This window comes from Dechloromonas denitrificans, assembly GCF_020510685.1.
GTDB lineage: Bacteria > Pseudomonadota > Gammaproteobacteria > Burkholderiales > Rhodocyclaceae > Azonexus > Azonexus denitrificans_A.
The window spans coordinates 3235069-3257881 of record NZ_CP075185.1; the positions used below are offsets into that span (position 1 = coordinate 3235069).

The 22813-nt window shown below is 56.8% G+C and carries 24 protein-coding genes; 9 read left to right on the forward strand and 15 right to left on the reverse strand.

Annotated features, from left to right (window positions below; translation table 11 throughout):
- On the reverse strand, window positions 1-663 hold the full coding sequence (locus tag KI611_RS15540) for a TIGR02281 family clan AA aspartic protease (protein ID WP_226416558.1): 663 nt from the start codon (window positions 661-663) through the stop codon (window positions 1-3).
- Between KI611_RS15540 and KI611_RS15545 the strand changes: the two genes are divergently transcribed.
- Window positions 662-1375 (forward strand): type 1 glutamine amidotransferase, encoded by a 714-nt coding sequence (locus KI611_RS15545; RefSeq protein WP_226416559.1) that lies wholly within the window; start codon window positions 662-664, stop codon window positions 1373-1375. The two genes, KI611_RS15540 and KI611_RS15545, sit on opposite strands and share 2 nt — an antisense overlap.
- 90 nt (window positions 1376-1465) lie before the next feature.
- Here KI611_RS15545 and KI611_RS15550 read toward each other — a convergent pair whose 3' ends face one another.
- The 6 genes from KI611_RS15550 to KI611_RS15575 are packed head-to-tail and all read right to left on the reverse strand — an operon-like array spanning window position 1466 to window position 5870.
- Window positions 1466-1960 carry a YajQ family cyclic di-GMP-binding protein gene (locus KI611_RS15550; RefSeq protein ID WP_226416560.1) on the reverse strand — a complete coding sequence of 165 codons (495 nt, stop codon included), beginning with the start codon at window positions 1958-1960 and terminating at the stop codon, window positions 1466-1468.
- 5 nt (window positions 1961-1965) lie between these two features.
- A complete protein-coding gene (locus KI611_RS15555) occupies window positions 1966-2277 on the reverse strand; it encodes a pyrimidine/purine nucleoside phosphorylase (protein WP_226416561.1) in 312 nt (103 codons plus the stop codon).
- Entirely contained in the window at window positions 2278-2502 is a 225-nt protein-coding gene (locus KI611_RS15560) for a DUF2788 domain-containing protein (RefSeq protein WP_226416562.1), read from the reverse strand.
- Between the two features lie 3 nt (window positions 2503-2505).
- Window positions 2506-3741, reverse strand: coding sequence for an argininosuccinate synthase (locus KI611_RS15565; RefSeq protein WP_226416563.1), 1236 nt, complete (start codon window positions 3739-3741; stop codon window positions 2506-2508).
- 33 nt (window positions 3742-3774) lie between these two features.
- Complete coding sequence (gene argF, locus KI611_RS15570) at window positions 3775-4695, reverse strand: ornithine carbamoyltransferase (RefSeq protein ID WP_413463916.1); 921 nt, start codon at window positions 4693-4695, stop codon at window positions 3775-3777.
- A 2-nt stretch (window positions 4696-4697) separates the two neighbouring features.
- Window positions 4698-5870 (reverse strand): aspartate aminotransferase family protein, encoded by a 1173-nt coding sequence (locus KI611_RS15575; protein ID WP_226416564.1) that lies wholly within the window; start codon window positions 5868-5870, stop codon window positions 4698-4700.
- 138 nt (window positions 5871-6008) lie between these two features.
- Here KI611_RS15575 and KI611_RS15580 point away from each other — a divergent pair, with 138 nt between their 5' ends.
- Window positions 6009-6770, forward strand: a complete 762-nt coding sequence (locus KI611_RS15580; RefSeq protein WP_226416565.1) for a ParA family protein — start codon at window positions 6009-6011, stop codon at window positions 6768-6770.
- A gap of 1 nt (window position 6771) precedes the next feature.
- On the opposite strand, the gene KI611_RS15585 is transcribed toward KI611_RS15580, so the two are convergent.
- Window positions 6772-7002, reverse strand: coding sequence for a hypothetical protein (locus KI611_RS15585; protein ID WP_226416566.1), 231 nt, complete (start codon window positions 7000-7002; stop codon window positions 6772-6774).
- Between the two features lie 179 nt (window positions 7003-7181).
- On the opposite strand from KI611_RS15585, the gene KI611_RS15590 reads away from it, so the two are divergent.
- A complete protein-coding gene (locus tag KI611_RS15590) occupies window positions 7182-7481 on the forward strand; it encodes a DUF3579 domain-containing protein (protein WP_226416567.1) in 300 nt (99 codons plus the stop codon).
- 69 nt (window positions 7482-7550) lie between these two features.
- Here the strand turns inward: KI611_RS15590 and rpsT are convergent, their stop codons facing one another.
- Together rpsT and KI611_RS15600 are read right to left on the reverse strand one after the other, a co-directional pair.
- Window positions 7551-7820, reverse strand: a complete 270-nt coding sequence (gene rpsT / locus KI611_RS15595; RefSeq protein ID WP_226416568.1) for a 30S ribosomal protein S20 — start codon at window positions 7818-7820, stop codon at window positions 7551-7553.
- Window positions 7821-7934: 114 nt separating this feature from the next.
- Window positions 7935-8600 (reverse strand): energy transducer TonB, encoded by a 666-nt coding sequence (locus KI611_RS15600; protein WP_226416569.1) that lies wholly within the window; start codon window positions 8598-8600, stop codon window positions 7935-7937.
- 192 nt (window positions 8601-8792) lie between these two features.
- On the opposite strand from KI611_RS15600, the gene KI611_RS15610 reads away from it, so the two are divergent.
- From KI611_RS15610 to KI611_RS15635, 6 genes are read left to right on the forward strand one after another with little or no spacing between them, the layout of a single operon-like run.
- On the forward strand, window positions 8793-9227 hold the full coding sequence (locus KI611_RS15610) for a type IV pilin protein (protein ID WP_319002302.1): 435 nt from the start codon (window positions 8793-8795) through the stop codon (window positions 9225-9227).
- On the forward strand, window positions 9224-9796 hold the full coding sequence (locus KI611_RS15615) for a GspH/FimT family pseudopilin (protein ID WP_226416570.1): 573 nt from the start codon (window positions 9224-9226) through the stop codon (window positions 9794-9796). Before KI611_RS15610 ends, KI611_RS15615 begins: the two co-directional genes overlap by 4 nt.
- Window position 9797: 1 nt before the next feature.
- Window positions 9798-10232, forward strand: a complete 435-nt coding sequence (gene pilV / locus KI611_RS15620) for a type IV pilus modification protein PilV (protein WP_226416571.1) — start codon at window positions 9798-9800, stop codon at window positions 10230-10232.
- A gap of 11 nt (window positions 10233-10243) precedes the next feature.
- Entirely contained in the window at window positions 10244-11299 is a 1056-nt protein-coding gene (locus KI611_RS15625; protein ID WP_226416572.1) for a PilW family protein, read from the forward strand.
- An 11-nt stretch (window positions 11300-11310) separates the two neighbouring features.
- Window positions 11311-11904 (forward strand): hypothetical protein, encoded by a 594-nt coding sequence (locus tag KI611_RS15630; protein WP_226416573.1) that lies wholly within the window; start codon window positions 11311-11313, stop codon window positions 11902-11904.
- Between the two features lie 60 nt (window positions 11905-11964).
- Window positions 11965-17073: a pilus assembly protein gene (locus KI611_RS15635; protein WP_226416574.1), complete on the forward strand. Its 5109-nt coding sequence runs from the start codon at window positions 11965-11967 to the stop codon at window positions 17071-17073.
- 108 nt (window positions 17074-17181) lie between these two features.
- On the opposite strand, the gene ispH is transcribed toward KI611_RS15635, so the two are convergent.
- Genes ispH through KI611_RS15660 form a run of 5 tightly spaced genes read right to left on the reverse strand, consistent with a single transcriptional unit; the run spans window position 17182 to window position 22740 of the window.
- Window positions 17182-18105, reverse strand: coding sequence for a 4-hydroxy-3-methylbut-2-enyl diphosphate reductase (gene ispH / locus KI611_RS15640; RefSeq protein ID WP_226416575.1), 924 nt, complete (start codon window positions 18103-18105; stop codon window positions 17182-17184).
- A complete protein-coding gene (locus KI611_RS15645; protein WP_226416576.1) occupies window positions 18106-18534 on the reverse strand; it encodes an FKBP-type peptidyl-prolyl cis-trans isomerase in 429 nt (142 codons plus the stop codon).
- Window positions 18531-19019 (reverse strand): signal peptidase II, encoded by a 489-nt coding sequence (lspA, locus tag KI611_RS15650; protein ID WP_226419931.1) that lies wholly within the window; start codon window positions 19017-19019, stop codon window positions 18531-18533. The genes KI611_RS15645 and lspA overlap by 4 nt, the downstream gene beginning before the upstream one ends.
- A complete protein-coding gene (ileS, locus tag KI611_RS15655) occupies window positions 19012-21810 on the reverse strand; it encodes an isoleucine--tRNA ligase (protein ID WP_226416577.1) in 2799 nt (932 codons plus the stop codon). Before ileS ends, lspA begins: the two co-directional genes overlap by 8 nt.
- A gap of 9 nt (window positions 21811-21819) precedes the next feature.
- A complete protein-coding gene (locus tag KI611_RS15660) occupies window positions 21820-22740 on the reverse strand; it encodes a bifunctional riboflavin kinase/FAD synthetase (RefSeq protein ID WP_226416578.1) in 921 nt (306 codons plus the stop codon).
- Between the last annotated feature and the right edge of the window lie 73 nt (window positions 22741-22813).

A 22813-nucleotide genomic window follows, 5' to 3' on the forward strand; every position in this document is an offset into this window, starting at 1 on the left:
CTAGAATCGTTTTTTAAGTGTCATGGTACTGCCGTCGCGCTGCATTTCCATACGGTTTAGAAAGCTCATGCCGAGCAACGCAACGGGCATGTCGGTCTGGTGAATCAGGGCATCGACGTTGTGTAACGTAACATCGCCAACCCGCACGGTATCGAGCTTGACCTTGCTAACTTCGGCCTGGCCGTTGGCGGTCTGGCTCATGCCCTTCAGGCCGCGGTTGAAATCAAGGCCGATCCGGCGGGCATCGCTTGCCCCCAAGGAAATCATCGACGCCCCGGTATCGACCAGAAAGCGCACCGAAGCGCCATTGATATTGCCAGTGGTAACAAAGTGTCCACGGGCGTCGGCGGTCATCACGATGGTGCCGGAGCCATCACCAACACTGGCGCCGATGGCATGCTGGCCAACGCGCAGCGGGCGCTTCTTGCCGCCGACTTCGACGATGACCTGATCGCCCTGAATTGAAACGACCTTCACCCCGTCGAGCGACTGGCCAACCATCACCGACTGCGGATCGCCGCCATTGACCATCAGCATCGCCTTACTGCCCATCACTCCGGCCAGCCCGACATCCTGCGCGGCGACCAGTGGAGAAAACAGATATAGCGCCAAGGTGAGGGGCGTAAAATAACCCGTCATTTTTCTGGCCGTTATCGTCACCATGCTACCTGTCGCCATCTTTCGCCACTCCCCCACTGAAGGTCCAGGCTATTTTGCCATATTCCTTGAACAGCACGGGATTCCATGGCGCCTGATCGCCATCGACGAAGGCGAAGCGGTGCCGACCACGGCCGACGGCTACGCCGGCCTCTGCTTCATGGGCGGCCCGATGAGCGTCAATGATCCGCTGCCATGGATCGAGCCGGTTTGCGCGCTGATTCGCGATGCCGTGGCCAAGGATGTGCCGGTTATCGGCCATTGCCTGGGTGGGCAATTGATCAGCAAGGCGCTGGGCGGCCGGATCACAAAAAACCCAGTCAAGGAAATCGGCTGGAGCGAAGCCGGCGGTGAAGACAGCGCCATCGCAAAGCACTGGCTTGGCGCCAGCGCCGGAAAAACCGGCACCATCTTCCAATGGCATGGCGAAACCTTCAGCATTCCGGCCGGCGCCACCCGCTTGTTCGCCAATCAGCACTGTGCCAACCAGATGTTCGTCCTCGGCCCGCACCTCGGCATGCAATGTCATGTCGAGATGACACCCGAAATGATCGCCGCCTGGTGCGGCCAATGGGCCGACGAGGCAATCGCTGTCGCCGACCAGCCCAGCGTGCAAACCCCGGACGCAATGCGGCAGGAAATCACGGAGCGCCTGCCGGTTATGCGTCAGTTGTCGGACCAGCTTTACTCGGTATGGATCAAGGGACTCACCCGCTGAGCGAGCCCCAAAAACAAGCCGGGCGGTGAGACCGCCCGGCTGTTGCTGCTTTCGACTATCGACGGGTTCCGTTGATGGCGCCCGGATCGTTTAATCGCGGAAATTGCCGTACTTGATCGGAAAATCGGTAATCGATTTGGTGATCAACGCGATGCAACCCTGCAGATCGTCGCGTTTGGCACCCTGTATCCGCACCGTATCGCCCTGGATCGAAGCCTGGACCTTCAGCTTGCCATCCTTGACCAGCTTGACGATCTTCTTGGCCAGCTCGCTGTCGATACCGTCCTTGATCTTCATTTCCTGCTTGACCTTGTTGCCGGAAACGCTGATCACCTTCTGGTGATCGAGACGCTTGACGCTCTCCTTTTCCTTCTTTTCCATGGCTGGAAAGAGGAGGTCCTTGATCTGGTCGAGCTGGAAGTCCGAATCGCCCCACAGGGTGATGACCTTGTCCTTATCGTTCAGCTCGACCTTGGCAGTGGTGCCTTTGAAGTCGTAACGATTGTCGATCTGGCGTGAGACGACATCGACGGCATTCTTCAAAGCCACCATGTCGGTTTCGGAGGTGAAGTCAAAACTGGGCATGTCGCTTATCCAAAATGGCAAACATAGTGATACGGCTCGTCACAGGCAATCTCAAAGCTGGAATTGCCCGGCACGTTGAAAGACTGACCATCGCCATAGGTTTTCCATTCGCTCTCGCCCTTCAGCTTGACCCGGCAGGAACCACCAACGCCTTCCATGATTTCCGGCGCCCCAGTATTGAAGGTCAGGCTGGACGGCAGGATCACTCCAACCGTCTTCTTCGTCCCATCGGCCAGCACTACCGTGTGGCTGACGCACTTGCCGTCGAAATAAACGTTGGATTTTTTGACCACGGAAACGTTGTCGTATTGCGACATTTAAATACCCCAGAGTTTCTGAATGACTGCTTTGGCGACAAAGCCGACCATGCCGAAAGCCAACACGAAGAACAGCACGAAGGTGCCCGTCTTGCCGGCTTTCGACTTCCAGGCGATCTCGCCGATGATGAACAGCATGAAAATGATAAAGGCTGCGACCCCCCAGGTTGAGCCGAAATCCGCAATCTGTTCTTCGGTTAAACCAAACAGGGTGTTGCCTTCCATTGCTTAAGCCTTACCGTTCTTGGCGCGCAGATTGGCAGCGATGCGCAGACGCAGCGCATTCAGCTTGATGAAGCCGGCCGCATCCTTCTGATCGTAGGCACCGGCATCGTCCTCGAAAGTGGCGATGGTCGGATCGAACAGCGAGTCGGTCTTCGAATCACGGCCGACCACAATGACGTTGCCCTTGTACAGCTTGACGCGGACGAAACCGTTGACGCAATGCTGGGTGTGATCGATCAGCACCTGCAAGGCCTGACGTTCCGGACTCCACCAGTAGCCGTTGTACACTAGGCTGGCGTAACGCGGCATCAGATCATCCTTGAGGTGAGCGACTTCGCGATCAAGGCAGACGGACTCGATGGCGCGGTGAGCGCGCAGCATGATCGTGCCGCCCGGGGTTTCGTAGCAGCCACGCGACTTCATGCCGACATAACGATTTTCGACCAGATCCAGACGGCCGATGCCGTGCTTGCCACCCAGTTCGTTGAGCTTGGCCAGAACCTTGGCCGGACTCATGCGCGTGCCGTTCAATGCAACGATGTCGCCTTTCTCATATTCGATGTCGAGATATTCGGCCTTGTCCGGTGCCGCTTCCGGCGAAACCGTCCAGCGCCACATCGACTCCTCGGCTTCCGCCGCCGGATTTTCCAGGTGACGGCCTTCGTAGGAAATGTGCAGCAGATTGGCGTCCATCGAGTACGGCGAACCACCCAGCTTGTGCTTCATATCCACCGGAATACCATGCTTTTCGGCATAGGCCATCAGCTTCTCGCGGGACAGCAGATCCCATTCACGCCACGGGGCGATAACCTTGATCCCCGGCTTCAGCGCATAGGCGCCCAGTTCAAAACGGACCTGGTCGTTACCCTTGCCGGTGGCGCCATGGGAAATGGCATCGGCCCCGGTGGCATTGACGATTTCGATCAGGCGCTTGGCGATCAGCGGACGGGCAATCGACGTGCCGAGCAGGTATTCGCCTTCATAGACGGTATTGCAGCGGAACATCGGAAAAACGAAATCGCGGACGAACTCTTCGCGCAGATCGTCGATGAAGATATTTTCCGGCTTGATACCGAACTGCAGCGCTTTGGCACGCGCCGGCTCAAGCTCTTCGCCCTGGCCGAGGTCGGCGGTAAAGGTGACCACTTCGCACTGATAGGTGTCCTGCAACCACTTCAGGATCACCGAGGTATCGAGACCGCCGGAGTAGGCCAGCACTGCTTTCTTGACGTCGCTCATTTCCGTTTCCTTGTTTCGTTTCAACTCGACCACTTAGCCGCTGATCCGGCCTAACATCAAATATTCCATCAACGCTTTCTGGACGTGCAGCCGGTTCTCGGCCTCATCCCAGACGACGGATTGCGCACCATCGATCACCTCGGCAGTTACTTCCTCGCCCCGGTGAGCCGGCAAGCAATGCATAAACAGCGCCCCCGGATTGGCGACGCGCATCATCTCGGCATCAACGCACCAATCGGCAAAAGCCTTGATCCGTGCCTCGTTTTCCGCCTCGAAACCCATCGAGGTCCACACGTCAGTCGTCACCAGATCGGCGCCACGGCAGGCATCCATCGGATCGGCAAAAACCTGGAAATGCGAGTGGTCGAATACGCCGATCTGCTCAGGCTTGATCTCGTAACCAGGCGGCGTCGAAACATGCACCTTGAAATCCAGCACCTCGGCAGCTTGCAGCCAGGTATTGCACATATTGTTGGCATCGCCCACCCAGGCGACCGTCTTACCCTGAATCGAACCGCGATGCTCGATGTAGGTATAGATATCGGCCAGGATCTGGCACGGGTGATATTCGTTGGTCAGTCCATTGATCACCGGCACGCGCGAATTGGCCGCAAAGCGCTCGATGATGTCCTGCTCGAAAGTGCGGATCATCACGATATCGCTCATCCGCGAAATCACCTGCGCCGCATCCTCGACCGGTTCGCCCCGCCCCAGTTGTGAGTCCCTTGTATTCAGGTAGATCGCCGAACCTCCCAGCTGCTGCACGCCGGCTTCGAAAGAGAGACGGGTCCGCGTGCTGGCCTTTTCGAAAATCATCACCAGCGTCCGGTCGCTGAGCGGCCAGTACTTCTGATAGGACTTGAACTGGTTCTTGATCCAGCGCGTTCGCTCGAACACATACTCGAGCTCTTCGCGCGTGAAATCCTTGAATTGGAGAAAGTGTTTGATCGCCATGATTAGGCCGCCAAAAATTCCTTGATGAGAGGTGCACTACGCTCGACCAACTCTCTGGCCTCATTTTCGCTGAAGATCAACGGTGGCAACAAGCGGATGACCTTGTCCGCCGTCACATTGATCAGCAGCCCCGCCGCCAGAGCCTTGCCGACCAGTTCGCCACAGGGACGATCCAGCTCGACGCCGATCATCAGGCCGTGACCACGAATCTCGACCACTCCCTTGAGGCCAGCCAGCGCCTCTGCCATCAACGAACGAATCAGGGCTCCGACACGTTCGGCATTGGCCATCAAGCCATCCTGTTCGATGGTATCGATGGTCGTCAGGGCCGCGGTACACGCCAGCGGGTTGCCGCCAAACGTCGATCCGTGATTACCCGGCCCGAACAATCCGGCAGCCTTGCCACTTGCCATGCAGGCGCCGATAGGAACGCCGGACCCCAGGCCTTTGGCCAGTGTCGCAACGTCCGGCAAGATGCCGGCATGCTGGTAGCCGAACCACTTGCCGGTCCGCGCCATGCCGCACTGCACTTCGTCACAGATCAACAGCCAGCCTTGCTCATCGCATAACTGACGCAAACCTTTCTGGAATTCGATGGAAGCAAGGTGAATACCCCCTTCTCCCTGAACGATCTCCAGCATCACGGCAACCACATTCTTGTTGTGTTCGGCGACCGCCTTGATGGCCTCGAGGTCATCGTAGGGCACCCGGACAAAACCTGAGACCAGCGGTTCGAATCCGGCCTGTGCCTTGCGGTTACCGGTCGCCGACAGCGTCGCCATCGTCCGGCCATGAAAAGCCTTTTCCATGACGATGACGGTCGGTGACTCGACCCCCTTCTTGTGACCATAGAAACGCGCCAGCTTGATAGCCGCCTCGTTGGCTTCGCAGCCTGAATTGCAGAAAAATATCTCCTGCATTCCGGAGAGCGCGGCAAGTTTGTCGGAAAGCTGCTCCTGTTCGCGGATACGATACAGGTTGGAGGTATGCAACATGCGGCCAGCTTGGGCAGCAATCGCCGAGACCAATCTGGGATGGGCATGGCCGAGTGTGGAAACGGCGATCCCGGACAACGCATCGAGGTATTCCTTACCCTCGACATCGATAATCCGGCTACCCTTGCCATGGCTGAAGGCCACCGGCAACCGGGCATAGGTATTCATGACATGCGACATGATGCAACCCCAAAAAACGAAAACGGCGGCCAATGCCGCCGGAACGACCGCTACTCAAACAGGCCGCAAAAGCCCAAAAGAGTTGCAGAAAGCTGAATGTTAAGTGAAAAATAGAGCCTTGTATAGAACGACAAAACCATGCGCTTAGCCATTTTCAATCAAAAGGGAGGCGTCGGAAAAACGACGACCGCGCTCAATCTTGGCGCCGCCCTGAGCCGTGCCGGCACGCCTCCACTACTCCTCGACCTTGATCCCCAAGGCCACCTTTCCGGCATCCACGGCCAGGCTCCTCTGGAAGCCAATCGCAGCCTCTTTGCGTTTTACCAGGACCTGCACAGCCTGCACGAACTCGAAATTGACTGGCAAGACATAGGCCAACTGATTCCGGCTCACCAGCAACTCATCAAGGTGGACTCGATTTTCGGCAAGGGCCCGGCAATTCTCAACAAGTTGCGACTCGGCCTTGAGACAGCGGAAACCAGCCGCCCGGAACGCCCCTGCCTCATTGACTGCTGTCCATACATTGGCGTTCTCGCACTCAATGCCATATTCGCCTGCGATCGGTTACTGATTCCGATCTCGACCGACTACCTGTCACTACAGGCCGCCGACCACATCACCCGCACCCTGCAGGTTCTCGAACCGGTACTGAAACGCCGGGTCGAGCGCCGCTACCTGCTAACCCGCTTTGACCGCCGGCGGCGCATGAGCGACGACGTTCGCAACAAACTCCGGGAGCGTTACAGTAATGAAGTCCTAGAGACGGTGATTTCCGAAAACGTCACGGTCGCCGAGAGCCCTTCGTTGAATCGTGATGTTTTCCGCCACAACGCCGCCAGCTCAGGCGCCAACGATTACAAGAACCTGCTTGCTGAACTGATTGGTCGCGGCGACTTGTAGCCTACGATGCGACGATCAGATCGACCACGTCCTCGTAATTCATATGGGCATTTCGCCCAACCAAAGCAGCCCGGCGAAGCTCACAGTCAAGGACTTGGCACTCGTTGTAAATTTGCAGCAATTTGCGCCGCGCATCATCTTCATCCCGACCGAAAAAGGACAGATTCTCAACCACCACACCACTTCGCGTGCGGATCCGGAAAAAATACTTGCTGATCGAGACCGACTGCATAAAGCCCCCACAGATCAATGCGCTAGCTCCAGTATATGTAGTGAACTCTGCAAAAACAATCTATCGCCCTAATGCAAAAGACGATTTTCTAGAATTATGGCAAAGCTGCCACAGCAAGTAGCCTTCTGCTAGAATGCAGAAAACAATGGTCGCAACGCCCGAAAACGCAGAGTAGAACAATGACAACACCAGAATCGACCACTTTTATCATTGTCGGCCTCACCAAACAGGGAAAGAAGTTTCGCCCCAGTGACTGGGCGGAACGACTCTGTGGCGTGATGTCGGCTTTTGGTGCCGAACGCAAGATGAAATACTCCCCCTACGTTGGCCCAGGCGACTACAACGGCGAAAAGGCAGTCTTCGTTGACGGTCGCCTCGGCGAAATCGAACCCATGGCCTACCGCTTCATGCTCAACTTCGCCCAAGACAACGACCTGCAAATCACCGACGGTGTCTGCTCCATCGAAGACAAAAAATAGACATAGCGAATACAGAAACCAGAAACAAAAAAGGCGCCCGAAGGCGCCATTTTTATTGGATCAATCCGATTAGGCAGCAGCAATCGCCTTGATCTGGGCAGACAGGCGGCTCTTGGTACGAGAAGCCTTGTTCTTGTGAATGATCTTCTTGTCCGAAATGCGATCGAGAACCGCAACAGACTGCTGAAATACGCCTTGAGCAGCGACCTTGTCGCCAGCTTCGATCGCTTGGCGAACGCGCTTGATCGCGGTACGAAGGGTCGAACGCAGGCTGGCGTTATGGGAACGCTGCCCGTCAGCTTGACGGGCGCGCTTGCGGGCTTGTGCGCTATTGGCCATTAGAATTTCCAAATAAATTAAAACAATTTGCAAGTATAACAAGTATCGGCGCTTTCAACAATGAAGCTTGGAAGATAGATCCGTGACTAAGCCTTACCAGGCTTTCATATACGACTACTGCAAAGGTAAACGAAAATCTTCAGCACCAATTTCAATTTTTATGATGCTACCTACTGGCTTTCCATCAACCTGTCCAGGCATAAAACGCATGCGCTCAAATGCAGCAACCGCTGCCCGACGAAACGGCTCCGGCATGTCGGAAAACTCAGTTTCCATCGCAGCAACACCTCCTGTTGCACTAATCCAGACTTTCAGCACAGTCCTACCAAACATTTCGCCAGGACCAATCTCAGTCGCCTCCACATCCGCCAGAAGGGTTATCGGATACGGGCGCACCGTGAGCGATTCACTTGAAAAATACTCCTGCTTAGCAAACGTGACACCTGATGAAGGGTTGGCATCGTGCTTGGGAAAAGACTGCTCATCCGACCCAATCCCCTCTTCGATCCTCGTTGGACGATCATCAGAAACAATGCCAAGCGGCTCAACCCCATTATCAATCTGCTCCTCACCAGCAGCGACAGCAACCGCCGCTCTGCTGACAAGCCGGGCAAAAACAACACTTCGCGCGCCGACATCGCCCCCTTCCCTTTCTTTCACCGAAACAATTGCAACCAGCGCATGCACAAGGATCGATAAAACCAAAGCCAATAACAAAGACCTGAACTCCGCAGACTCTCGATCAATGGTAGTGCCACGGGAAAAATGCAACTCAGTCAAGGGAAATTCCAGATAGCCGTAGTTTCTTATTTTGATCTTACCCCCCCCTCACTGGATAACCACTCGGACCCAATCTCCAACCAGTCGTCGGAAATGAGAATCGCGTTCTATTCGCCAGCTATCATTGATTCATCTACTCGGAGCATATCGTTCCCATTCTCATTCGAATCCCTGGCGCCCACGAGGAACATAATGAAAAAACAATCAGGCTTCACACTAGTCGAACTGATGATAGTCGTAGCAATAATTGGCATCCTGTCCGCTGTTGCCTATCCGGCCTATACCGACTACATGATCCGCGGACGCATTCCGGATGCCACATCCGCCTTAGCGGCAAAACGGGTGCAACTGGAACAATACTTTCAAGATAATCGAACCTACGCGGGTAGCGACGCATGCAATAACGACGCGGCCACCAGCAGATTTTTCACATTCTCCTGCCCAGCCGCCGCAACCGCCACGACCTATACACTTCAAGCAGCCGGCAATGCTGGCGGCCCAATGGCTAACTTCACTTTTACAGTTGACCAATCAAACGTAAAAACTTCAAACATCACGCAAAGCGGCTGGTCGAATCCCAACCCAAACACCTGCTGGGCAATCAGACGGGATGGTAGCTGCTCATGAAAACCAGACTCCAAACTGGAATTACGCTAATTGAAGTAATGATTAGTTTGGTAGTCATGGGGATTCTGCTGGCGCTGGGCACCCCCAGTTTTTCCCGCTGGATTCAGAGCAGCCAGATACGAAATTCGGCGGAAGCAATTCAAAATGGTCTGACGCTTGCCAGAGCGGAAGCCGTTCGACGCAACACCAGCGTGCGCTTCCAATTAGTCAGCACCGTAACTGACTCATGCGCACTTTCGGATGCCGGAAGAAACTGGGTCATCAGTCTGGATGATCCGACCGGTTCCTGTGACAACGCACCATCAGACAATGTCGCACCTCGCATCGTACAAACAAGGGCTTCCGGCGAGGGTTCACCAAATGCCGTAATCAATGCAAACGGCACCTCCGTGATCACCTTCAACAGCATGGGACAGGCCAATACCGCCGCTACCATCGATGTTACCAATCCTACTGGCGGCAACTGCTCAGCTAACGCGATGCGTTGCCTGCGAGTAACAGTGTCAACCGGCGGGCTGATTCGCATGTGCGATCCGGCCCGTGCGGCCAGCGACCCACAGGGATGTTGAAATGATTAATCAAACCAAGCCACTCTCTCAACAATCAGGTGTAGTTCTTCTTGAAGCGTTGCTGGCGATTCTGGTTTTCTCGTTTGGTGTTCTGGCCCTGGTGGGTCTTCAAGCAACAGCGATCAAGCAATCGACCGATGCCCGATACCGCTCCGAAGCCTCGCTGTTGGCCAATGACATCATCAGCCAAATGTGGGTCAGCGACAGGACCACGACAACGCTACAAACAAATTTCAACACCGGTGGCGCCAGCTATAACACTTGGTTCAACCGAGTTAGCACCACTCTTCCCGGGGTTGTGGCCAATACTGCGACAGCACCGACGATAAGCATTGATGCACAGGGCATTGCGACCGTAACGCTCTTCTGGAACGCCCCCAATGAGCGCGTCGGCTCGACACCTCATAACTTTGTGGCGATCGCCCAGATCCGGTAAAGGAATTGGAATTGAAAACGAAAACCCAAAATTATATGCACCGCCACTCGGGCTTCAGCCTGATAGAAATCATGGTTGGCCTGGCGATCGGGATGTTGGGCATTATCGTCATGATGCAGGTTTATGCCCTCTCCGAAGAGCGCAAACGAACGACAACCGCGGGGAGTGATGCTCAAAATAACGCAATCATTGCACTTGATGCAATCCAGCGGGATATTTCGCGCAGTGGCCATGGCTTTGCAAACACCCGGTTGATGGGCTGCAATCTGCAGCTACCAAGTGGCGCCACGATCCCCTTAGCGCCAGTAATCGTCAATCCAGCGGCAACCGTAATTCCTGTGGGTGACGCCAACACCGACACCCTCCTGGTGTCGTACGGGAACGCTGACGACCAGCCGGACGGCTACAACGTGAACAACCAAAGCGGTTCGACCTACACGATTACCGGAACGGGAATGATGAAGCAGAATGACCGGGCCATCGCCGCACCAGCCGCTTGCGGCGCAACCACGCTGGTCCTCGGGACAGTGCAATCGGTAACCAACTCAGTTATTCAACTTTCAAGCTCCGAAGCAGGAACCGCTCTTTACAACCTGGGCGGCACCCCACGATTTTTGGCTTATGCCATTCGCTCAGGAAACCTGACAGTCTGCAATTACATGATCAACAATTGTGGTGATTCAACTGCAGCCACGCTTGCCAACCAGGCGATCTGGCGACCAATTGCCAGCAATGTGGTCAGCCTGCGCGCCCAGTACGGGCGCGATACCAGCGGGAGCATGGATGGAATCGTCGACTCATACGACCAGACCACACCAGCAACGGCATGCGCCTGGGCAAGGGCTTCGGCAATACGCTTTGCCTTGGTCACGCGTAGCGGCCAATTTGAAAAGGCCGCGGTAACAGCAGCAGCACCAATATGGACTGGCACAGGGGGAGCACCAATCGATCTCTCGGTCAACACTCTCCCGGTTCAGAGCGAATGGCAGCAATACCGCTACCGGGTCTTTGAAACGACTGCGCCGATTCGTAACGTCGCCTGGATGGGAGCGATCGCGGGATGCTAAGCCAACTAAAGATGCCCCAACAATCGGTCACCCTGCCACGTGAGCAAAAGGGCGTGGTGCTGTTGATTGCCCTGATCGTATTGATTGTGATGACCCTGGGCGGAATCGCACTGATTCGCTCAACCGACCTGACCAACATCATCGCCGGCAATCTCGCCTTCCGGCAGGCAGCGACACACTCCGGCGACACCGGAGTCGAAACCGCATTTCAGTGGCTACAGGACAATGCAGGCCTGTTGAACAATGACGTAGCCAATGCCGGATATTCTGCCAATGGCAACAATCCAAACCGTAGCCCGGTCGCCGGACAAACATGGGATGCCTACTGGAACAGTTTGCCCGCAGCAAGAATCCGCACCCTGGCAGCCGATGCTTCCGGAAATACCGTGTCATTCATCATCGATCGCATGTGTGCCAATGCGGGTTCCCCGACGGCTGGGGCAAACTGCTCATCGTCAATCGTGGCTGCCGTAGCCGGTGGCTCCGGTGAAGAAGGGGGGGAGGTCGCCATTACCGCTCCCTCGGGTATTTATTATCGAATTACGGCGCGTATCACGGGCCCACGCAACACCGTCAGCTTTGTCCAGGCAATGGTGACAATGTGATCCAGTTTGTTTTCTCGTCACCGACAACTCAGCTATGCGTAGATTGATCAGGAGATCGTCATGAACATCAAGTTACCCTTCAGCAAGAGCAGTCTCCTGCTCGCATGCCTGGCCCTGACTCTAACCGGCCAAGCGGCACAGACCGACCTATCGACAGTCCCGTTGAGTACCTACTTTGCACCATCGTCCGTGGACGTCAAACCAAACATTCTGTTCGTGCTCGACGACTCGGGCAGTATGGACTGGGAGAGCATGCCGGATCAGGCCACTTGGTACGATTCGTACAATTCCCAATACCGGCCGAACAATTACAACAGTGCAGTCAATAGCGGCATGCCACCCTACATGCGATACAACAGCGCATTCAACGGGGTTGCCTACAATCCGGCGGTTCGCTACCAGCCCCCGATCATGTACGACGCGAATGGAACGCTGAATACGACTTCCTACCCGTCGATGACCGGCATTTCGACGGCGACAGGCGGAGACACGTCGGCTACCAGTGCCGCCCCAAACTGGAAAGCCGTCAAGGTGGATGGCTATGGCGTACAGAGCACCAGCACCGCAAATCTGTCGAATGCAGCCTATACCTACGTCACCATTCCAGGCGAGTACTGCGACAAGCCTGATTTGCGAACCTGCACCACCGCAAGTTCAACAAGCACCAGCTACCCCTACCCAGCGACAATGCGCTGGTGTACTACAGCCGACCTGACCTCTTGTCGCGCAACCTGGGATTCGTCGAATAAGTTTCCGCGCATGCCTGCCCCGCGCATTTCGACAATTACCGTCGCCGGCAACACATCAACCAGCGTCACCGGCATCACCGTCGATGGCTTACAAATCATGTCGGCGGCAACCGGAGCCTATTCGGCCAGCTCTGACATTGCCACGCGCATCAGCACGGCAATCAACAACTGCACAAACGTAAAGACCGGCAACTGCACTACCGTTGGCTATATCGCAACGGTCAATGGCTCGGTTGTCACCATTTATGCACCAGGAAGCACATCCGTCGCACCGATCATCACCCCAAACCCAACCAACGCGATGACCTTCACCGCGACAACATTTGCGCAAGACAACATCCCGTTGGCCAACTGGCGGAATACCAGTGCATCGCCGAATCAAAGTTCAAGCACCATCCCTGGCGAGAATCTGCGCCATACCATTACGCCTTACGTCACCAGTTACCCCTATCCGGGATCTGCCAGCAAGGCTGCCGGCCGGACGGACTGTTCAGGCACGACATGTAGTTATGCGGAGGAAATGACCAACTACGCCAACTGGTACGCCTATTACCGAACCCGGATGCAATTGATCAAAACAGCAGCCAGCCGAGCGTTTGCCAGCATCGACACAGCCACCGACGTCGCCAACAATGTTTCCCGCTTTCGGGTCGGTTACATGAGCCTGAACAACAATACTGGAACAGATTTCCAGAACCTCGATGAATTCAAGACCTCACATAAAAATACTTGGTACACAAAGCTCTTTGCTGCCAATCCGAACTCCGGAACACCGTTGCGCCAAGCACTTGCCAAGGCAGGACGCCTCTACGCGGGACAATATAACGGCTCAACACTGAATGGCGTCACGGTAACCGACCCACTTCAGTTTTCGTGCCAACAAAACTTCACCATCCTGTCGACTGATGGCTTCTGGAATGGCTCGGCCGGTTTCAAACTTGATGGCTCGACAGCGATAGGCAACCAGGACGGCGCAATGGCTGCTCCGTATAACGACGGCGGCATCGCTGAGACGCAACAGAGAACCAGTTCCCTCCAATCCAGAACGGAAACGCAGAGAGCCGAACAGGGCACACTGCAGACGCGAACCAGCCAACTGCAAACCAGAACGAGTAGCAACAGCGGCGGCAGTTGGTCAGCGTGGGCAGGCACGAGCAGTTGTACGCCAGATAACAGCGGCTCCAACAGAAGGCAATGCCAAACCATTGGGACAACTGCATGGACAGATACGGCAACCTGCTCTGTTACCAACCCGGACGCGAGCGGCAACTACACCGACTGCCGGTATAACTGGGCAGCAGCGGCAGTCACATCGACCTGCGAACCAAGTTATGTGGCAAACAATTACACAAATGCCACGGTGTATCGAAACTGCGCGGTGACGGGTACAACATGGAGCAATGCCAGCAGTTGCACGACCACTGCCTGGACCGCGGGTGGTACACGGACAGCTTGCCAATACGGCAGTTGGAGTGGCTGGACAACAGTCACTGACTGCACCGCTGTGGATCAGTCCGCCGGGCCGGACTACACCGTCGCAACTGCAAAACAATGCCAGACCATCGCAACCAGTGGAGGGAATTCCAACACCTTGGCCGACGTGGCTGCCTACTACTACAACACCGATCTGCGTAGTCCGACGGCAAGCGATGGCACCGGAACCTGCGATGGCCCGATTATTTCGCCTGCCACCACTGCCAACAATCTTTGTACGAACAACGTAGCGTCCAACGGTCGGGATGTAGCTGCTACGCAGCACATGACAACCTTTACGCTAGGTCTCGGCGCGCAGGGCAAGATGCTCTTCTCTCCGAGCTACTGGACAGAAACCTATGGCGATTTCTTCTCGGTAAAAACCGGAACAACAGCCGACCCGAGCACTGGCATCTGTTCCTGGATGACATCCGGCAACCGCTGTGTCTGGCCAACCCCGTCGGACGACAATCCCGCCAATATTGACGACTTGTGGCACGCTGCGGTCAACGGTCGCGGTTCCTACTTCAGCGCGACCGACCCCAGTTCGCTGTCCAGCGGCCTGGCCAGCACGCTGGCAACCATCGTCGACACCCCGCGCCCAGGCACTTCGGCAGCTGCCGCCAGCAGCAACCCCAATATCAGTGCCGGTGACAATTATGTTTTCAGTTCCTATTACAAGTCGGTTGACTGGTATGGCGAACTCTATCGCCAGCGCTTCGACACTACGACCCAGAACCTGACCTCCTTGATCGACTGGTCGGCGATGGCTCTGCTGGATTGCGCCACGACACAATGGATTGCCTCCAAGTCATATGTTGCGGGCAACGCTTATCGCAACGGAGATACCTGTTACCGCGTCCATACCGACTATATTTCTGGCAGCACATTCGGCACGGTGGACACCGACAAGACAGCCATCGTGAGCCACTCGCCAACCGCCTGTGCGACGGCCTGGGCAGCAACTACCGATTACTCCGTTGGCAACGTTTATTCCCGAGCGGGCGTTTGCTACTACGTGCTGAAGGCCTACACTTCGACGACCACTTTCAGCACAACGGACACGCAGAACACCAATTCAGCTTATGTCGCCGGGGCGCCTACCTCGCGAAACATCTACACGAAAGGCAGTAGCGGCCTGATCAGTTTCACCTGGAACAATCTGACCTTGGCGCAGCAAGCTTATTTCACCAAGCCGCATCTGACGTATGTTGCAACAGCCCCTTCAACCGGTCTTTCACAGTTTTGCAGCCCAGCCGGTGGCAGCTGCCTGAGCAGCACGGCACAAGACAATACAACGGTCGCCACAAACGGTGCGGCCGGTGAAGCCTTGGTGAACTACCTGCGGGGTGAGCGTACCAACGAAGGTACTTTCTTCAGAGAGCGCAAACATGTTCTCGGCGACATCGTTTCCTCAGAAGCGCGCTATGTCAAAGCACCGCTGTTCAACTACACCGATGCCGGTTATAGCGATTTCAAGACTCTCAAGGCTTCACGCTCCGGCGCAGTCTATACCGCCAGTAACGATGGCATGTTGCACGCCTTCGATGCCGAATCCGGCAAGGAGCTCTGGGCTTATGTTCCGGAAATGGTCCTTCCTCAGCTCTATCGTCTCGCCGATAATAACTACAGCCAAAACCACAAGTATTTTGTCGATGGCACACCCGAGACAGGCGACGTTTGCCCGACCACCCCAACGACTTCGTGTTCCGGCAACCAGTGGAAAACCATTATCGTCGGTGGCTTGAACCGCGGCGGCAAGGGCTACTACGCGCTCGACATTACCGACCCGGCGAATCCTGCCATGTTGTGGGAGTTTGCCGATGCCAGCATGGGTTACTCCTACGGCAACCCGCGCATTACCAAGCTGAGGACCGGACAATGGGTGGTCTTGTTGACCTCCGGATACAACAATGCTGACGGGATTGGCCGCCTCTACGTACTTGATGCATACACCGGAAGCTTGATCAGAACCATCAGTACAAATACAGGCTCTGCAGCAACCCCAAGTGGTCTGGCCAAGATCAGCGCCCACTCCACTACGGCCGACACCAACAACACGACCTCCGCTGTTTATGGTGGCGATATGCTGGGTAACCTCTGGCGTTTTGATATCAATAACGATATGGGAGGGGTTGGTTATGACGCCCAACTTCTGACGACATTCCTTGATGCATCAGGCGTCAGCCAGCCAGTTACCGCCAAGCCGATAGTTAGTACGATCAACGGCAAACCGGTCGTTTTCATCGGAACCGGCAGCTACCTCGGCGTAAGCGATGTCACCAATACACAGTCGCAAACCATGTACGCGGTCAAAGACAATCTTGGTGCAACAACTTACGGTAACCCGCGATTGACTGGCAGCAATTTCGTAGCCCAGACATTGGTGACGGGTACCTGTGCAAATGAAGCATCCTGCACGACAGGTGAAAGCGTCAGGAAAATCTCCCCCGCTGCAAATGTCGATTGGACAACGAAAAATGGCTGGTACGTGGACTTCCTGACAGCGGGCGAACGGGCGAACACCGACCCGACTCTCGCTCTGGGCAGCCTCGTATTCACAACAAATACACCGAACAATGCGAGTGTCGAGCCCTGCGGGACAACATCAAGCGATCAGTCGGCAAGCTGGCTTTACACCTTGGACTATCGCAGTGGTGGCCCCGTGAGCGGCTCCGGCGGGGTCGTCGGGATCAGTCTTGGTAACGTGATTGCAACTCGCCCTGTCCTGATCCGCCTACCCGATGGAACAGTATTGGCCCTGATCCGAACCTCCGGCGGTGGCTCCACCGGTTCCGGCGGTACGGGTTCGGGCGGCACCGGCGTCACCGAGGGATACTTCCCGGGCGGCGGAGAAGGCGGCAGTACACTGGTCAAGAAGCCGCCGGTCAGCCTGACTGGAGGTAGCACTCGCCGGGTATCGTGGAAGGAGATCACCAACGATTGAGGCATTACTCAACGGCAAATCAACAAAAAGGCCAGCTTAAAATGCTGGCCTTTTTTCTATCATGTATGTCGGTAGACTCATACAACCCGACCACTTCCTTAACCAGCCTTAACTGAGCAACTCCCGCGGCAAAGGAAAGGAAACACCCTCTACGACACCATCCGCCTGCACGACCGTCGCATCTGCCAGGTTCTTGATTCGCTCCAGCACGCGTGAAACAAGAACATCAGGTGCTGAAGCACCGGCTGTAACACCGACCCGGGTCTTTCCATCAAACCAAGCCACATCGATTTCGTCAGGACCATCGATTAGATATGCATCAACCCCCCGCGCAATGGCCACTTCTTTCAAGCGACGGGAGTTAGAACTATTCGGGCTACCAACAACCAGCACCAAATCACACTGTTCAGTTAGTGCTTTAACAGCATCTTGCCGGTTCTGTGTGGCATAGCAAATATCGTCTTTTTTCGGCCCCTGAATCTCAGGAAAGCGGTGCCTCAGAGCATCAATGACCTTTGAAGCGTCATCAACCGACAGCGTGGTCTGGGTTACAAAGGAAAGCTGCTCCGGCGACTTCACTTGCAATTTCTCAACATCGTCAGCAGTCTCGACGAGATACATCCCATCCCTGCTCTGCCCCATCGTTCCTTCAACTTCCGGATGCCCCTTGTGGCCGATCATCACCACTTCAAGGGTCTGATTGCGCATTTTACCGACCTCGACGTGCACCTTGGTGACCAGTGGGCAAGTAGCGTCAAAGACCTTCAGACCGCGCTCTTCGGCTTCTTCACGGATCGCCCTGGAAACGCCGTGGGCGCTGAATATTACTGTGCTGCCGGGCGGTACCTCGCTCAACTCCTCGATAAAAACCGCCCCTTTGGCGCGCAGGTCGTCGCAGACGAACTTGTTGTGCACGACTTCGTGACGAACATAGATCGGCGCACCGAATTTCTCCAGGGCGCGCTCGACGATGGCGATGGCGCGTTCGACGCCGGCACAGAAGCCGCGGGGGTTGGCGAGGATGACTTGCATTTACATGATTCCGATGATTTCCACCTCGAAGCGGATCGTTTTTCCGGCCATCGGGTGGTTGAAGTCGAACAGGGCATGCGTCGCATCCAGCTCGCGCAGGAAGCCCGCAAACGTGCCGCCGTTAGGGGCGGTGAATTCGACGACGGAATTCTCTTTGAGTTCCATCTCGGCCGGCAGGCCGCTGCGGGCGATGCGTTCGACCAGGCGCGGATTGTGCTGACCGAAGGCCTCGTTCGGCTCGAGCTGGAAAATAAAACGCTCGTGCGATGGCAGGCCGATCAGCACCGATTCGAGATTCTCGGCCAGTTGGCCGCTGCCCATCTGCAGCGTCGCCGGGCTCATGTCGAAAGTGGACAGGAACTCATCGCCATCCAGCGTCGAAATCCGGTAGTGCAGCGTCAGATAGCTGTCGGAACGAACGGTCGTCATGTGTTTTTCTCCTCGGTTTTCTTGCCCGCGGCAGTCAGTTGCTCAAAAACGAGCAAAACTGCACCGACGGTGATCGCCGAATCCGCGATATTGAAGGCTGGCCAGTAATAGCCGGCGGCGTGCCATTGGATGAAATCGACGACCGCCCCGAAGCGCACACGGTCGATCACATTGCCGAGCGCCCCGCCCATGACCAGCGCCAAAGCCAGCGACAGCAACTTTTGCTGCGGATGCTGGCGCAACATGACGGCGATCCAGCCGGAAATGCCAAGCGCCAGCGCGGTAAAAAACCAGCGCTGCCACCCCGCCTGGTCGGCCAGGAAGCTGAAGGCGGCACCGGGGTTGTAGGTCAGCACCCAGTTCCAGAAAGGTGCGACGTAAATCGTTTCGCCGAAATGGATATTTTCCAGAACCAGCCACTTGCTGAGCTGGTCGAGAATGACGACAAGCCCGGCCAGGGCATACCAGCGCTTCGCATCAGGCACGGTCACGAACCTCGCCAGCCCCGTAAAGGTTGCTGATGCAGCGGCCACACAGGGTTGGATGTTCGGTACTGGCACCGACATCCTCGCGGACATGCCAGCAGCGTTCGCACTTGCCATGTTCGAGCGGCGTCGCGATAACTTGCTCGGCCTCGGCCTTGACGACCGCGGTGGATGAGCAAATAAGGACGAATTTCAGGTCGTCGCCAAGCGCCGCCAAGGCAGCGTATTTCTCGCCGGCGCAATGGATTTCCACCGCCGCCTGCAGCGCCGAACCGATCTTGCCGGCTTCGCGCTGGGCTTCCAGCGCCTTGGTGACTTCAGCCCGGGCCGTGCGGACCAGCGCCCACTTGGCCAGCAGTTCGCCCTCGCCTTCCGGCTTCGGCAGGTCGTGCCAGAGTTGGAACATCACGGAATCGTCAGCCTGACTGCCCAGCACCTGCCAGACTTCTTCGGCGGTAAATGAGGTGATCGGCGCCAGCAGGCGGACGAAGCTCTGCGTGATGTGCCACAACGCCGACTGTGCCGAGCGGCGGGCCTTCGATTTCGGTGCCGTGGTGTACAGGCGGTCCTTCAGGATATCGAGGTAGAAGCCGCCGAGGTCTTCGGAGCAGAAGGTCTGCAGCGCCTGGACCACGCGGTGGAATTCGTAGCGATCGTAGTCGCCTCGGCAAGAGTCCTGCAGTTGCCGCGTCAGAGCCAGTGTATAGCGGTCGATTTCCAGCCATTCCTCGACCGGCAGCATGTCTGCCGTGGCGTCGAAGTCGGAAACGTTGGCGAGCAGGAAACGCAGCGTATTGCGGATACGCCGATAACCTTCGACGACGCGCTTGAGGATTTCGTCGGAAATCGTCAGTTCACCGGAGTAGTCGGTCGACGCGGTCCACAGGCGCAGGATGTCGGCGCCCATCTTGTCGGAAACCTGCTGCGGCGCGATGACGTTGCCCTTCGACTTCGACATCTTGTGGCCCTTGCCATCGACCACGAAGCCATGGGTGAGCAGTGCCTTGTACGGCGCCCGACCATCGATGGCGCAGCCGGAAAGCAGTGAGGACTGGAACCAGCCGCGATGCTGGTCGGAGCCTTCAAGATAAAGATCGGCCGGATAGGCCAACTGGGCGGCATGCGAACCGCGCAGCACGTGCCAGTGAGTCGTACCGGAATCGAACCAGACGTCGAGCGTGTCTTTCATCTTGATGTACTGGTCGGCCTCGGCACCGAGCAGTTCGGCGGCATCCAGACTGAACCAGGCTTCGATGCCGGCTTTTTCAACCCGCAGGGCGACCTGTTCGATCAGTTCGGCCGTGCGCGGATGCGGCTGCGCCGTCTCTTTGTGCAGGAAGAAGGGAATCGGCACGCCCCAGTTGCGCTGGCGGGAAACACACCAGTCCGGCCGGGTGCGCATCATCGCCTCGAGGCGGGCGCGGCCCCAGGCCGGGAAGAACTGGGTTTCATCGACGGCACGCTCGGCAATCCAGCGCAGCGTCGAGGCGTTTTCGTCCTTCTTGTGTTCCATGCCGATGAACCACTGCGTCGTCGCCCGGAAGATGATCGGCGTCTTGTGGCGCCAGCAATGCGGGTAGCTGTGCTGGATTCGCTCGCTCTTGAGCAGCCGGCCGGCGGATTCGAGTTCCTGCAGGACCAGCGGATTGGCTTCCCAGACCGTCTTGCCGGCCAGTTCGCCAACCGATAGCGCTGGCGTATTGCCAAGGAAGCGGCCATCGTTGCCGACCGGATTATTCACCGGCAAACCGTATTTCTTGCCGATGGTGAAGTCGTCCGCCCCGTGTGCCGGCGCGGTGTGCACCAGGCCGGTACCGGCTTCGGTGGTGACGTGGGTGCCGCAGATGATGGCAACGTCCCGATTCTGGAACGGGTGCTTCAATAGAATCTGATCGAGCTGGTCGCCGCTACAGGAGCCGATGACCGTGCCGTTCAGGTCATAACGCTTGAGACAGGCTTCGGCCAGTTCGCGAACCAGGATCAGCGCGCCCTTCTCCGTCTCGACCAGATCATAGGTCAGTTCCGGATGGACGCTGACCGCTTCGTTGGCCGGCAGCGTCCACGGCGTTGTCGTCCAGATCACCGCAAAAGCCGGGCCGCGCAGATGAGACAGGCCAAAGGCGGCGGCCAGCTTGTCGGCATGGTTGTCATGCACGGCAAACGCCACATCGATGGCCGGCGAATTCTTGTCCTCGTACTCGACCTCGGCTTCGGCCAGCGCCGAACCGCAATCCAGACACCAGTTGACCGGCTTCAAGCCCTGATACAGGTAGCCCTGTTCGAGGATCTTGCCGAGCGCCCGCATTTCATCGGCTTCGGCCTTGAAATTCATGGTCAGGTAGGGATTGTTCCATTCACCCAGCACACCGAGGCGGATGAAATCCTTCTTCTGGCGTTCGACCTGTTCTGCCGCGTAGGCACGGCTCAGTTCGCGCACCTGGTCGGCGGGAATGTTCTTGCCGTGCAGTTTTTCAATCTGATGCTCGATCGGCAAGCCGTGGCAATCCCAGCCCGGCACATAGGGCGCATCGAAACCGGAGAGGGTTTTCGAGCGGACGATGATGTCCTTGAGAATCTTGTTGACCGCATGACCGATGTGGATATCGCCATTGGCGTAAGGCGGGCCGTCATGCAGGACAAAACGCGGACGGCCGGCACAAACTTCGCGGATGCGCTCGTAGAGCTTGTTCTGCTGCCACTGGCCGACCCATTGCGGCTCACGCTTGGGCAGATCGCCGCGCATCGGAAAAGCGGTATCCGGCAGGTTCAGGGTGTCTTTGTAATCAGCCATTTTGCGTGCTCACAGCGAGAAGTAGGCCCGGGCAGCCGCGGCATCAGCCGCGATCTGCGCCTTGAGGGCATCGAAATTGGGAAAGCGTTGCTCGTCCCGCAGTTTATTGACGAAACGAACGGAAATGTGCGCGCCATAAATGTCGCGGTCGAAATCGAATAAATGGACTTCCAGCAGCGGCCGGGTACCGCCGACCGTCGGCCGGATACCAAGATTGGCCACACCGGGCAGCGGCCCGTCGCCGAGACCGCTCACTTCCACCGCGAAAACGCCGGCCATCGGCAACGGATTATGCTTGATGCGGATATTGGCCGTGGCAAAGCCCAGCTGACGCCCGATCTTGTCGCCATGCGCGACCTGACCGTCGATGATGTAAGGCCGGCCAAGGAGGCGCGCCGCATGCGCCATGTCACCGATCGCCAAAGCCCGCCGCACCCCGGAACTGGAAACGCGTTCGCCATCCAGCGTCACGCTCTGCATCGCTTCGACGGTGAAACCGAAGCGCTGCCCGGCCGCCTGCAACAATGCGAAATTCCCGGTCCGGCCGCGACCGAAACAGAAATCGTCGCCGATGATCAGATGTTTGACCTGCAAGCCGCGAACCAGCACCTGTTCGATGAACTGATCGGCCGTCAGCGCCGCGAAAGCTGCATTGAAGCGGCACACCATGCTCTGGCTGACGCCCAGGTCGGCCAGCAACTCCAGCTTTTCACGCAGCGTGGTCAGACGCGCCGGGGCAGACTCAGGGGCAAAGAACTCGCGCGGATGTGGTTCGAAGGTCAGCACGGTCGGTGCCAACTCGAGTCGCTTGGCTGAATTCACCAGTTGCCGGAGAAGGACGGCATGCCCGAGGTGAACGCCATCGAAATTACCAATGGCAAGCACAACTGGAGCAGGGACGGGACGCGAATGACCGCGAAATACGCGCATGAGCTAGGTGTCGGGAAAAACGTTGAATTATAACGGCCGAAGGCACTTACCGGAGCGGTGATGTTGGGATTGG